14 protein-coding genes are annotated in these 12,888 nt (G+C 48.6%); 3 read left to right on the top strand and 11 right to left on the bottom strand.

Features of this window, described 5'->3' with window-relative positions:
• Positions 1–2: 2 nt before the first annotated feature.
• The 4 genes from ACAN55_RS02930 to ACAN55_RS02945 form a co-directional block, all read right to left on the bottom strand.
• On the bottom strand, positions 3–932 hold the full coding sequence (locus tag ACAN55_RS02930) for an ATP-binding cassette domain-containing protein (RefSeq protein WP_379127871.1): 930 nt from the start codon (positions 930–932) through the stop codon (positions 3–5).
• Between the two features lie 17 nt (positions 933–949).
• The gene (locus ACAN55_RS02935; RefSeq protein WP_379127874.1) at positions 950–1,345 is read right to left on the bottom strand and encodes a GntR family transcriptional regulator; all 396 of its coding nucleotides are present in this window, start codon (positions 1,343–1,345) and stop codon (positions 950–952) included.
• Positions 1,346–1,399: 54 nt separating this feature from the next.
• Positions 1,400–2,128: a hypothetical protein gene (locus ACAN55_RS02940; protein ID WP_379127877.1), complete on the bottom strand. Its 729-nt coding sequence runs from the start codon at positions 2,126–2,128 to the stop codon at positions 1,400–1,402.
• Between the two features lie 463 nt (positions 2,129–2,591).
• Positions 2,592–3,557: a tyrosine-type recombinase/integrase gene (locus ACAN55_RS02945; protein WP_379127879.1), complete on the bottom strand. Its 966-nt coding sequence runs from the start codon at positions 3,555–3,557 to the stop codon at positions 2,592–2,594.
• Between the two features lie 106 nt (positions 3,558–3,663).
• Here ACAN55_RS02945 and ACAN55_RS02950 point away from each other — a divergent pair, with 106 nt between their 5' ends.
• Positions 3,664–4,275 (top strand): HD-GYP domain-containing protein, encoded by a 612-nt coding sequence (locus ACAN55_RS02950; RefSeq protein WP_379127882.1) that lies wholly within the window; start codon positions 3,664–3,666, stop codon positions 4,273–4,275.
• A 176-nt stretch (positions 4,276–4,451) separates the two neighbouring features.
• Here the strand turns inward: ACAN55_RS02950 and ACAN55_RS02955 are convergent, their stop codons facing one another.
• The 7 genes from ACAN55_RS02955 to ACAN55_RS02985 form a co-directional block, all read right to left on the bottom strand.
• A complete protein-coding gene (locus ACAN55_RS02955; protein ID WP_379127884.1) occupies positions 4,452–4,916 on the bottom strand; it encodes a DUF420 domain-containing protein in 465 nt (154 codons plus the stop codon).
• A gap of 25 nt (positions 4,917–4,941) precedes the next feature.
• Entirely contained in the window at positions 4,942–5,862 is a 921-nt protein-coding gene (gene ctaG / locus ACAN55_RS02960) for a cytochrome c oxidase assembly factor CtaG (protein ID WP_379127886.1), read from the bottom strand.
• A gap of 561 nt (positions 5,863–6,423) precedes the next feature.
• Complete coding sequence (locus ACAN55_RS02965; protein WP_379128686.1) at positions 6,424–6,744, bottom strand: cytochrome C oxidase subunit IV family protein; 321 nt, start codon at positions 6,742–6,744, stop codon at positions 6,424–6,426.
• A gap of 6 nt (positions 6,745–6,750) precedes the next feature.
• Positions 6,751–7,377 (bottom strand): cytochrome (ubi)quinol oxidase subunit III, encoded by a 627-nt coding sequence (locus ACAN55_RS02970; RefSeq protein ID WP_379127889.1) that lies wholly within the window; start codon positions 7,375–7,377, stop codon positions 6,751–6,753.
• Between the two features lie 6 nt (positions 7,378–7,383).
• The gene (ctaD, locus tag ACAN55_RS02975; RefSeq protein WP_379128689.1) at positions 7,384–9,222 is read right to left on the bottom strand and encodes a cytochrome c oxidase subunit I; all 1,839 of its coding nucleotides are present in this window, start codon (positions 9,220–9,222) and stop codon (positions 7,384–7,386) included.
• A 123-nt stretch (positions 9,223–9,345) separates the two neighbouring features.
• Positions 9,346–10,389, bottom strand: coding sequence for a cytochrome c oxidase subunit II (gene coxB, locus ACAN55_RS02980; protein WP_379127892.1), 1,044 nt, complete (start codon positions 10,387–10,389; stop codon positions 9,346–9,348).
• 398 nt (positions 10,390–10,787) lie between these two features.
• Positions 10,788–10,976 (bottom strand): hypothetical protein, encoded by a 189-nt coding sequence (locus ACAN55_RS02985; RefSeq protein ID WP_019913840.1) that lies wholly within the window; start codon positions 10,974–10,976, stop codon positions 10,788–10,790.
• Between the two features lie 482 nt (positions 10,977–11,458).
• Between ACAN55_RS02985 and ACAN55_RS02990 the strand changes: the two genes are divergently transcribed.
• Together ACAN55_RS02990 and ACAN55_RS02995 are read left to right on the top strand one after the other, a co-directional pair.
• Positions 11,459–11,797 (top strand): DUF4870 domain-containing protein, encoded by a 339-nt coding sequence (locus ACAN55_RS02990; protein ID WP_379127899.1) that lies wholly within the window; start codon positions 11,459–11,461, stop codon positions 11,795–11,797.
• A 101-nt stretch (positions 11,798–11,898) separates the two neighbouring features.
• Positions 11,899–12,858 carry a diacylglycerol/lipid kinase family protein gene (locus tag ACAN55_RS02995; protein WP_379127902.1) on the top strand — a complete coding sequence of 320 codons (960 nt, stop codon included), beginning with the start codon at positions 11,899–11,901 and terminating at the stop codon, positions 12,856–12,858.
• Positions 12,859–12,888: the final 30 nt, after the last annotated feature.

Here is a 12,888-nt window from a genome sequence, read left to right on the forward strand (position 1 = left end):
CCTTAATCCCCTCTCTTCAGGTCAACTAATTCCGGAACATAACCCTCAGTCCATAAGCTCAATATTTCATCCAGCTCTAAGCTTCGGCTCTTGATAAGCTTTACGCCCAAATCGTGCAGGCGTTTCTCAATTCTATGAAAATCTTCTGCGATAAAAGAAGCCACACCCGCCGTGTCCATACTCCAGTGAAGTGCATCCGGGAATTCTGCGGCTAATTCTTTAATCTCCTCTTCGCTATCTGCACCAACCCAAACCTCACTCCACTGACCATAAAGGCTGTCTTTCTCGGCCATCCCCAGCACCATTCCGCGATGCATCAGCACGATATAATCAGCCAGCTTCCGTACCTCTTCTACGATATGAGTCGAGATTAGAATGGTGGCTTCGTGTTCATTCATATATTTATGGAGCACTTCGATCATTAGCTTCCAGGCAAAAGGATCCAGCCCCGAGGAGGGCTCATCCAGCAGCAGCAGTTTCGGTTTCGGTGCGAGGGCGGCTGCGATTTCGAATTTCCGGCGCTCACCCTTGGACATTTTGCCAAGCTTCGAGTCCCGCGGCACTTCAAATTGATCCAGCAGCTTCAGAAAAAAATCATGATCCCACCGTGGATACCAATATCTCCGGAATCCTGCCGCCTCTTCCACAGTCCATCCGCTCTCTTCACTCAGCGAAACCTCGGGCACGTATACCATAGACTGGCGGAGCTGCAGCGGAATGGCCTCGCGGTACTTGTTACCGAACCACTCAATTTCGCCCTCTCCCGGATGGATCAGTTGCACTAGCAGCTGCATCAGTGTACTTTTGCCGGATCCGTTCTGACCCACCAAAGCGATGATATGTCCTTCAGGCAGATTCAAATTCAGAGGTCCTATCGTTTTGGTGCGGCGCTGTTTGCGCACATTCCTCAGTTCGATCGCTATTCGTGCCATACGGGCAGCTCCTCTCTTCACTCCGTCTTTTTATATATGCGCTTCACGATTTCACTAAACATTTCATTTAAATCTTCTTCACTGCTATGCACGGAACGAGCCAGCTCTACCGCTGCCTCAAGCGCCTTCATAACCGTATCCCGCTTATAGTCCAGGCGAGCACCCTCCCCTACATGCGACACAAAGGTTCCGGTTCCTTGACGCGTCCGCAGCAGTCCCTCACCCTCTAGATCCTGATAGACCCGACGGACGGTAATTACACTGCAGTTCAGGTCCCCGGCAAATTCCCGGATGGAGGGCAGCAATGTACCTTCTGCAACCACACCGCTGATAATCAAGGAGCGAAGCTGCATTTTGATCTGGTGATACAAGGGTTCTGCGCTGTTTTCGTTAATGTGAATCGGTATCGACATGGTACCACCGCCTTCCGCTCAAGTCCTGCCGGAGCACTGCCCGGTATTCGCGGCTCATTTGAGATCACGCTTCTTCAGGCGATGTGCCGTCCATTTAGAGAACAACTGCATGGATATAACCCCTGTCAGAAGAGTTGCCCACATAAGCGGGGACAATAACCCATCCTGGGAGCAGTTGATCGAATAGAACATCAGGTTTCCACCGCTGAAATTCACCAAGAACGAGATACCAATGCATATCCCTATAATGACGAACATATATCCGCAGTATGCCCTGCCGCTGCATAGCAGTTCGATGACGATATAGATCCCCGTAATTGCAAGCCCGAAGCCGACCCAAGTCAGCGCGAACGCCAGATAAGCTATAGGAGAGAGTTCTTCACGAATGCTGCCTGCGAGCCCATAAATCATTGCAAAGTACAGGATTCCGTTAAAGGTGAAAGATAATAACGCCTGAATTTTTCTTTTGCACAGAATAACCCTGATGGGAACCGGGAGGCTTCGCAGGTAAGCGAGCATCTTGGTATAGGAATCCTCACTCCAGTATTTGAACGAACGACGGGAATAAGTGAAACCCAGTATAGGCACCATTGTGATTAACATGAAATCACTTACTGCAGAACGGTCACTACTTCCTGCGGAGTCATTCAATATCATGGCGGTGAAGAAACTCAAGTAACTGATCATCGCGATGGAGAATACAAGCGTCCCTACAAGCCTTATCTTGTCACCACGTAATTCGCTGCGGATCATGAACCATGAATCCTTCAGAGTTGTTCTCATGACATTCTAACCTCGCTTTATTAAGAATAATTCCTGGTAGACCAAGATATTGTTATATCACTGTGATTACTGTATATATCTATATACACAGTATATGCCCTTTATTTTCCATCGTCAAGAGCTTTATTGTAAAAAAATTGAATCCACCCACAACCAGAGTAACAACAAAAGCAGCCTTCCCCTAACATAGGAAAAGACTGCCTTAGTTATCTTTATGTAGAAAATTACTGAGAATACGGGCATACTAAACTATTAGCAATGATTAATGCCGTGAATTGATGGGTAAAATATCAAAAAAATAGAATGTCGTACAATATCACTTATGCGACATTTTGCGTGCAAAAACAGTAGTTTTGGTATATTTATATGAGTCTTAATAACTATCCTAGTATTATAGGCCATTTGTATAATAATGTATAGTTATACTGGAAAAGCAACTTATACCTTGTCTAATTTTGTCTTTTTAATGGATGAAATCCCTTAAGCAATCCTCCACAAAATCAGGAGCGGCTTTTTGTATCTGTTGCACAGTGTGCAAATACCGCTGAGTAGTATTGATATGGGAATGGCCCAGAGTTTCCTGGACCTGCTGAAGTGAAGCCCCTTGTAAAAGAGCGAGTGTCGCATTCGTATGCCTGAGCCAGTGGGGTGTCAAATTCTTTTTTATATAACTGCTTCTGCCAGCGTCTTTAATAATCCGCTCCACCTGCCGCGAAGACAGCGGGAACAGCAGTAGCTCCGAATCCGGCGATACACCCCCGGAAAGTGAACGCGATAATTCAGCATACAACTCCCATAGAAGAACAGGCACTTTGATCTCCCGCATTTTACCGCCCTTAGCCTTCGTAATCGTAAGCCACACGGATGTCTCCAGCGGATCCCGCTGAAAATCCCCCCATTTTATTGCTGTCAATTCTGATACACGCAGCCCCAGCAGCACCAGAGTCAATCCGATTAAATAGTTTCGAAGGCTTTGTTTCTGCAATTGATTGAGCAAATCCCCCACTTCTCTTTTGGTGAGAAAGTTCCTTCTACTCGTAACTGTAATTGTCGGGATCCGTACGCTGGCGGTCGGATTATGACTGAAAATTGCGATATGCTGATCACTTCCCCATTTATAAAACGATTTTAGGGGAGCAAGAAAAGCAGCAATACTAGCCGGTGCCAACATCCGCGGATAGCTGTAACCACCTTTCGCCAGAAAGATCTTATAAGCTTCCATCTCCCTCCAACTAACATTTTTCAAGGGCTTCCCTGATATGAATTTACGAAAAAGCACAATGGCCCGCTCATAATTCCGCCGTGTGTTTTCGGTTCTGCAGCATGTTGCCAGAAACATTTGAACAATTTGATCGTCATTGTAAGAGGCTTCTCCGGTCTCAACCAACGATAGTGGATAATAGCTTGAATTCGTTTGTTCGGTGTTCATCCTAAATTCCTCCGTATGAAATAAATGTCGCATAAGTGATATTGTACGACATTGCACGACAGTTGGTCTGCCGTATTGGAGCGGGAGCATCTTAGGAGGGAAAGAATTGAGTGATTTAGCCGTACTTGTTAAGAAGGTGGAGATGGTACTAACTGAAGAAGCAACGGTGAGTATATGGATGGATTTCCTGCGTGACAAGCATCCTGAAACTCACCGTCATTCCGTGAGGGTAGCCATGCTTGCCGAAGAAATGGCACTAGAAATGAAGCTAAGTGTTAAGGACCGCAATGATCTCGTACGCGGATGTTTTTTGCACGATATCGGTAAATCATTTATACCCGTGGAGATCCTGGATCAAAAAGAGCCTCTAACTACCGAACAATGGGAACTGTTGAAGTTCCATCCCGTGCTTGGCGCCAATTTGGCTGGAGGCTTTCCGGGAATTGCTAAAGGGGTAACCGATGTTATCCGCTATCACCATGAAAGATGGAACGGTGAAGGTTATCCTTGTGGCCTGAAAGGCGAGAATATTCCTTTACTTGCCCGGATCTGTGCCGTTATCGATGCCTTTGACGCCATGTTATCCTACCGTATTTACCGCGAACGCAGCACCATTGAGCGGGCCAAAAACGAGCTACTCGCCGGTGCAGGCACACAGTTCGACAGCAACATCGTTAATATCTTCCTCTCCTTGACCGATCAGCAAATCACGCTGTAGGAAGAGTTCATGCGCATACTTATTTAACGCCATTAGCCTGCGCCCCGCACACACACCAACGTATAAACACTAGGGGCTACAGGCAATTCCGACACCCCAACATAATAAAAAGGCATTTGAAAGGTCCCCCTCCCAAATACCCCTTTTATTTATCCCCGGGTAGTAGCCCGCTTCTCTTAAGCCCCTAAAATAACTTCCCACACCGGTTTTGTATGGCCGCCCGGATACATCAGGTAGAGCAGCACGTACACCAATACGCCTGTAATTGCCGTGGCGAACCAGATCATCGCCGTAACACGGCCCCATTTACGATGTGTAGCATATTTCTCCTTGAAACCTAGAACCAGCGTGGTAATACCGAATACTGCAGCAACTGTCGCCAGAACAATATGAAAGATCAGAAACACATGATACAGCACCGATAAATCCTTCGGACCGCCCCATGCGGTATTTCCTACAAATGCCGTCCTTGATGCGTAGACGAGGAAGAACAGAATGGCAAAAACGGCTGCAGCGATCATTGTTTTCTTGTGCGCCTCGCGTTTGCCCTTAATGATGAGTCTCCAGCCAATCCCCACCAGCACCGCACTGATCACGATGAATGATGTACTGATCGTTGGAAAGAGCGTGAAAATATCCATGAGTATCCTCCTTGAAATTGGCCGGCTATACCCGGGTCAAGCTTCCGCCCCCTATGTCGCCAGATGACGAAGCGGCTTCTGAACCTTCTTGCCCGTTCTCTTTTTTATACCACTGATAGAACACAAAGCCAAGCATGGAGGCGAAAATAAATTCCTGAATGAACTTCATGGCGATACCGCCGACCTGCTGGTCCACTTTTGGAGACAAATATCCGAAGGTTGTCGGTCCGCCGAAGGCCTGGAGCAACGCTGCCGGATCTCCGGAAACACAATAGCCCATAGCACGCGCCCATGTAGCCGGATCACTGTAAGTAGCATATAACGGATGATCTGCAAAGATAATCAATCCGCAGGCTGGAGTCAGAAGAACCATGTTCAGAAAAATAAAGCCGATTTTCGCGAGTCCCGTGGCCATTCGCCGCTCTGGCAATGGGTTAACCAGTGTCCACCACATGAGCCCTGAAGCCAGGAACAAAACTGCGTAATACAAACGATGTACAGTGAAGTGCAGCATGACATAATCATGAATGGCCGGGATGTGATACAGGGAGAATAAACCGTTGAACAGGAGTGCCGCCACCACAGGTTGTGCCAGAAACGATAGACGCCGCAATGGATTTCTCTTCAACGCTGCACGCCACAGCCACTCCGGAATTCCCAGCATGATCAGCGGCACCGCTACCAGATAAGACAAGGCCATGCTGACCATGTGGAAAGAGAACATAATATGACCCAGCAGGCTGATCGGGCCGCCTTGAGCCAAATAAAGGGCCAGCATACCCGCAATAAATAATGTGCGCTTCCAAAGAGAAACCGGACCAGATCCGGTAAATCGGCCGGACAACGGACCAATGATCACAAAATAACCCGCCGTCACTAGTAGCATCACCGCCATAAACAACGGACTCCACAGCTCAGCAAAGCTAAATGAGTCTAATCCCAGCATTGTGTCCGCCTCCCGACCTGAATTAGGGATAATCAGCCTTCTTAATGTATGTATTCAGAGCCCCAGAATAAGCACAATGCATCGCTCTGGCTATGCGCGTTTTCCCGAATTTACCTTTCACTTACGTACCGGAGCAGAAAATGTCGAGGGAGTCCGTCAAACAGCCCCCGAATTACCCTTCAATCCCGATTTACCTATAAACCCTATAAATACTGGAGTTAATTTGACGAAAAAGGGACGTTTAGAGCACTTACATGGAAAAAGTGGAGTTAATTCCAGCGTTCTCACCCAAACAACTCCATTCCCAAGGATTTAAAGGTAGTTTTTCCATGTAAATCACCACGCATGAGAAATTCAATTAAATTAACGGTAGAAATTCCAGCTAATTGTGCGGAAACGCTGTACCCCTCCGATATTCATGCATGCGGCCGCCATTGGAGGAAGGACTTTCGCTTTTTTCCCGACTAATGGCTAAGGGGCTTAAATATCCTATCTACCCCAGGTCTCTTAATTTAAAAAAAGAGGGGGCTACTTAGGCCACCCTCAATCCTCTCACTCCGCTCAATCCCACCAGACCCAGTACAACGCCATCACAATGCAGGTCCCGGCGATAAAGAAACCTCCCAGCATAAAGATGATCGGCAGCATATGCCCTTTATCCTTGAGATGCATCCAGAAACCCATCTGCAGGATGACCTGAAGTACCGCCATCACCAGAAGTAGAATGACCGCAAACGTCGCATTAACCCCTCCGGCAGCAACCGCCGCAAAAGCGATCAGCGTCAGAACGATAGAAAATATAAAGACCACAATATGCCTTTGCGGGCCCTCCGGCCGGTGGCGGTGCTTGACTCCATTTCCTTGCGAGTGCTGTTCTGTCATCATGGCTTAGCCCACCTTTCCAAGCAGGTATACCACCGTGAAGATGAAGACCCATACGACATCAATAAAATGCCAGTACATGGCCGATACATAGATTTTCGGTGCGGTGACTACTGTCAGACCCTTGCGGGCCAATTGTCCGATCAACAGTGAGATCCACAGGATCCCGAAGGCGACGTGCGCACCGTGAAATCCAACCAGCGTATAGAAGGCCGAACTGAACGCACTGGTCGTCATACCGAACTCTTCATGTCTTACATACACGGAGAATTCATAAATCTCAAGACTGAGAAAGCCCAGTCCAAGCAATACAGTAATCACCAGCCAATTGCGGATCAGCGCCGGGCGGTTTCTGTGCATCGCCTGAATGGCGAATACACTGGTAAGACTGCTGACCAACAGCAGGAAGGTTGCCGCCGCAACCAGCGGAAGATGGAACAGTTCATTGGCCGAAGGCCCTTCATTCGTCTGATTACGGAGCGCCAGAAAGGTGGCAAAAAGCGTCCCGAACAATACCGACTCGCCGCCCAGGAACAACCAGAAAGCCAATACCTTATTGCGCCCCTCGGCAGTCGCCTTCTCCGGTTCGTGTGGAAGATTTCCGTTAACTGCTTCTGCATGTGCCGTTGTCATGACTTCTCACCTTCCTTCCAGCTCTTCAGGCTCGATATGCCAGCCGTGGTCGTCATATAACGAGCGGATCAGCATCGAACCAAACGTAATGAGAAGCCCGATTGCGATGACCAGATAATGATTGAAAAGAAAGTTCATAAAGACATTGCCGAAATCATCCCGGCTGAACATAAATCCGAGTCCGGCAATAAAGATCCCCACCGACATCACAAATGGCAATATTGTCGCAGAAGGCATATGAATGGAGCCGACCGGCTCCGCTGGAGTCATGGCTTTGTGCCCTGCTGTTTTTTCCTTCCAGAAAGCATCAATACCGCGTACAAGCGGCGTTTGTTTGAAGTTGTATTCCGGAGGCGGTGAAGGAATGCTCCATTCCAGCGTACGGCCGTCTTCCCATGGATCATCCGGAGCATCTGCAGGTCTTCTTGAAGTCAGGAAGATATTGGCGAGGAAGAAGAGCATCCCCACACCCATCAGCATCGCACCAATCGTACTGACCAGGTTCAGCAAGTCAAAATGCTGGTTAGGCAGATACGTGAAGACACGCCGCTGCATACCCATAAGCCCAAGGAAATGCTGTACAAAGAATGTCAGATGAAATCCGATAATAAACGTCCAGAAGGTCCATTTGCCCAGTGTTTCATTCAGCATACGTCCGAACATCTTCGGCCACCAGTAGTGAAGCCCCGCGAAGAGTCCCAGTACTAAACCGCCGACAATAACGTAGTGGAAGTGGGCAACGACGAAATAGGTGTCATGAAACTGAAAATCCGCCGGGGCCGAAGCCAGCATAACACCCGTTACGCCCCCCATAGTGAAGGTCGGAATAAAACCTGACGCGAACAAATTCGGGGTGGTGAACCGCACCTGCCCGCCCCACATCGTGAACAGCCAGTTGAAAATCTTAATTCCTGTCGGAACGGCAATCAGCATCGTCGATACTGAGAACAGCGCATTCGCTACCGGGCCGAGTCCCGTGGTGAACATATGATGCGCCCATACCATGAAGCCTAGAAAGGCAATAAGTATAGTCGCGAACACCATAGAACTGTAGCCGAACAGCCGCTTGCGCGAGAAGGTCGGAATGACCTCGGAGATAATACCGAAGGCAGGCAGGATTAGAATATAAACCTCAGGGTGTCCGAAGATCCAGAAGATGTGCTGCCACAGTACGGCATTACCGCCTGCTGTTACATCAAAGAAGTTAGCTTCTAATATGCGGTCGAAGGTGAGCAACACCAGTCCAACCGTAATAGCGGGAAAAGCGAACAGGATAATTGCAGAAGTTATAAATGTTGTCCATGCAAACATCGGCATCCGCATAAATGACATGCCCGGAGCACGCATCGTAATTACCGTAGCCAGGAAATTGATCCCGCCAATCAGGGTGCCAAGGCCGGCAATCTGCAGACCAATCGTATAGAAGTCCACCCCGTGTGTGGTGCTGTAGGCAGTAGTGGATAAAGGCGTATAGGAGGTCCAGCCCGCATCCGGGGCACCGCCCATAATCCAGCTCAGGTTAAGCAAGATACCACCGAACAGAAAGGTCCAGAAACCAAGTGCATTCAGAAATGGAAATGCAACGTCCCGGGCTCCAATCTGCAGGGGAATGACTGCGTTCATCAGCGCAAAGATTACCGGCATGACTCCGAGGAAGATCATTGTAGTCCCGTGCATCGTAATCAGTTCATTGAACGTCTGTGCATCCAGGAAATCATTCATCGGCTTGATCAACTGGATTCGGATCAGAATGGCCTCCAGGCCTCCAATTCCGAAGAACAGTCCCCCTGCCCACAGATACAAAATTGCTATTTTCTTGTGGTCTACCGTAGTGAGCCAATCCATCAGACCGGTGTGGCGTTTAACGCTGTGCCCATGTCCCAGCGGCTTGGTTGAATTCAAGGTATGTGCGTGAGCCAAGGTACTTCCCCCCTCATATACGAATATGCTGCTTCCCAGGCTGGGTCATTAGTCCAATTTATAGTTGGCCAAATACTCCGCGATGCCATCGATTTCCGCATCGCTCAGGCCGAGGTCTTTGGGGTTTGGCATCAGGTTTCCAGGTTTCACGCTTTGAGGATCATGCAGCCAGGTTTTAAGGTTCTCTTCCACCGGGGCTCCGTCCCCCCGTGTATCATCATTAATCAGGATGCCGGCAATGGCTTCTTTGGAACCGATACCCGTAAGGTTCGGTGCATTCATAATTCCCTGGTCTCCAACCGCATGGCAAGCAAGACATTGGTCTTTAAAGGTCTTAGCCAGCGCAGGATCTTCCGGAAGAACCGCAGGCGCTTTCATATTATCGATCCATTGATTGAATTCATCTTCACTTACGGCTTTTACTTTGAATTCCATAAATCCATGGGATGGTCCGCACAACTCGGCACATTTGCCGCGGTATACCCCTTCCTTAGGAGCACTGAAGCTGAAACGGTTAATGGTGCCGGCGGGGTTCGTGTCTATTTTGCCGGATAATGAGGGTACCCAGAAGGAATGCAGTACATCTTTGGTCTCAAGCTCGAAGGCAATGTCCTTACCGGCCGGAATAATCAAATCCTGCGACGTGATTACACCGTAATCGGGATACTCAAACTCCCACCAGTACTGGTGCCCGGTTACCTTCACCTTGATCGCATTTTTGTCATTCGCATGATCGTTCCCGGAGGCGAACACCTGCTTGACCGTCGGAACTGCCAAGACGATAACCAGAATCAGAGGAATAACCGTCCAGAGGATCTCCAGCTTAAAACTGCCTTCAATCTGCTCCGGGATCTCATTCTGCTCCGGCTTTCTGCGGTACCTGATCATGACATAAGCCGCAATCGAGAACACTATCAACAGCACAACGATCATTACCGTAATCGACAGTTTTATCAGGTCCAGCGAGCTTTCAGCCATAGGCCCTTGGGGTCTGAGCACGGATAAATCCTCACGGCCGCAGCCGGTAAGAAGGAGTCCGAACATGGTCATCAAGGGAAGTAGCCGCTTAACAGTCTGCCAAGTTTTCATCATTGATCTACCCCGCTTCATCCCGATTTCTTAGAATAATTAATTAGCTCTGTCAATTATAACAATCACTATTAATATAAGTTTATGGGGCTGTTTTGTCAATCGTTCACAACTAGTTCACAAAGTGTTCTAATATGAAAAAAAGGCTTGCCCCACTTGAATTTGCAATCGCTTTCATAAAAGTTAAACTTGTTTTTTGGACCATTAAAGCGCTCTCATAATGTCTTTTACCATTCTGTTCATTTGACAATTTTGTGAGAATTGAATCAGCCAACCCATACAAAAAAACCGATTCCACGGCAGCACGCTGCCGGGTCTCGGTTTATGAGAATCCTCATGGATGACATACATAAATGATTGTCGTCAAAGAAATGGTCAGAAGGCGCAGGCTCCATTATCTGTTACGATACAGATGAGTTCATCCGTACCAGCTCATGCTCCACAACCATAGTCAGCTCTTCTTCATAGCCTCCCGTTATCCGATACTTACGGACATATTCCTTAACGAATTTCTTGGGATCTTTGGGCCGGAAAATGCGTGTCATTTCCCGTAAACTTTCCTTGACTTCATTATGACCTTTACTTGCCATGATCAGTTCCCTCCCAAAACATTGAAAATGAATGCTCCGTTGTAGAGAATGCATGATGAAAGTAACTTCGTAATGCAAGAAAATACCACTGCTACGTTCACTTGCATTAGCCGCCTACACATATCCTGACAACGAGGTCTGGAGTATGTATGGATCGGTGAAGCAGGTTCGTCGTGATTTGGGCTGAGAGCTTAAGATGTTCTAATGGACACCTTGACACTATAGTTACCCGAAGAGCCAAAAACTGAATCACTCCTTTGGGGCCTTATCGTTATATTGTATCATATTCCAGATCAACTTCCAGCTTTCCTTGTAAATTGTACTCATGAAATATATTTTCGGTTTTACCGGCACAAAAATTTATATCCGCCGTAAATTTTTGCCCTAACGCCTCATAGGCTTGTAGTGAGAGACGGCCAGGTCATACATTCGAGAGAATCTGCCTGTGATCGCTCCCTGCCATTCATAAGGAGAGTGAGTGAATGTCCCCCTTCCGTTCATCGACTGGATTACCCGAACATGTTGCTGGCGCGTTATGTTATTTCTTCCCTTTTGTTGGAGGCATTGTGTTTCTCGCCTTGGAGAAACGAAGCCGCTTCGTCCTATTCCATTCCCTTCAGTCACTCATTGCTTTCGGAACACTGATGGTCTGTCATGTCCTGAGCGGCTTCATCCCCCTGCTCGGTCCTCTGTTGGCAGTCCTGCTCTCCCTGTGCAGCTTCGCGGTTTGGCTGCTGATGATTTATCACGCCTTAAGTGGAAGATGGTACAAGCTGCCTTGGGCAGGCCCCATTGCGGAAAGACAGCTGCGTCATTTCTGACCCGGTGGACTTCGTTCATGCAAAAAGGATTCCCTTTTCTCCAGTCACTCCTTACAATAGAATCAGGACAACACTGACTCTTTGGGAGCTGAAGAAACAGCATGTATTTATTTATTATTAATCCGCGTTCCGGCGGAGGCGCCGGGGAACGGACATGGCATACGGTGGAAGGTATTCTGCTGGAACGCCAAATCGCTTACAAAGCCTTATTCACCCACAGCGCAGAAGAAGCAGAACGCTGCGTACAGCAGGCATTGGATCAGCGTGAATCCTGGAAGGCTGCCGTCGTCATTGGCGGCGACGGGACAATTCACAGTATTTTGGGAGCCTTGCAGCATAGCCAGGTGCCAATGGCCGTTATTCCAGCGGGTTCAGGTAATGATACCGCACGCGGCTTCGGCATCCCTTTAACACCAAAAGCTGCGCTGGAGACAGCACTTGGCGATCATCTTCTCAGTGCCGATCTTCTATCCGGCGCTGACGGATATACACTTACTGCCGTAGCCAGCGGCTTCGACGCCCAGGTGGCGGAGAATGTGAACAACAGCCGCTATAAGCGGCTATGTAATGCCATCGGGGCCGGACGGCTGGCCTATATCATCGGTATCCTCCATACACTGATAACGTACAAGCCTTGCCGGGTAACTGTATCCTGCGATGGCACGGAACATATCTACGACAAGGCCTGGCTCGTCTCTGTCTGCAACTTGCCCAGCTATGGCGGTGGACTGCTGATCTGCCCGCAAGCCAAAGGCGATGACGGCCACTTGGATGTTTGTGTCGTTCACGGCTGCAGTGCAGGCGAGCTCCTTCGTCTGTTCCCTACAGTTCTGAAGGGCAATCACTTGTCTCTTCCCTTCGTCTCCATGCTGCGCGGCCGCAGCATCACTGTCTGCTTCGAGGAACCCCGTCACGCCATCGGCGACGGAGAGAGCATTGGCGCGAAGCCGCTGAACGTCCACTGCGATCCGGGTGCACTTCGGGTGCTTTCTCCACTGGGCAATCTTGCGGTGCTTTCTGAATTATCTAAAATTGATTTAAGGGACGTTGTTATTCACTAGAAACTCACATGTCAAAATACAACAAGCCGG

Origin of the sequence: Paenibacillus oryziterrae, from assembly GCF_042610485.1 — a bacterium.
In the GTDB taxonomy this organism is placed as follows: Bacteria; Bacillota; Bacilli; order Paenibacillales; family Paenibacillaceae; genus Paenibacillus_AQ.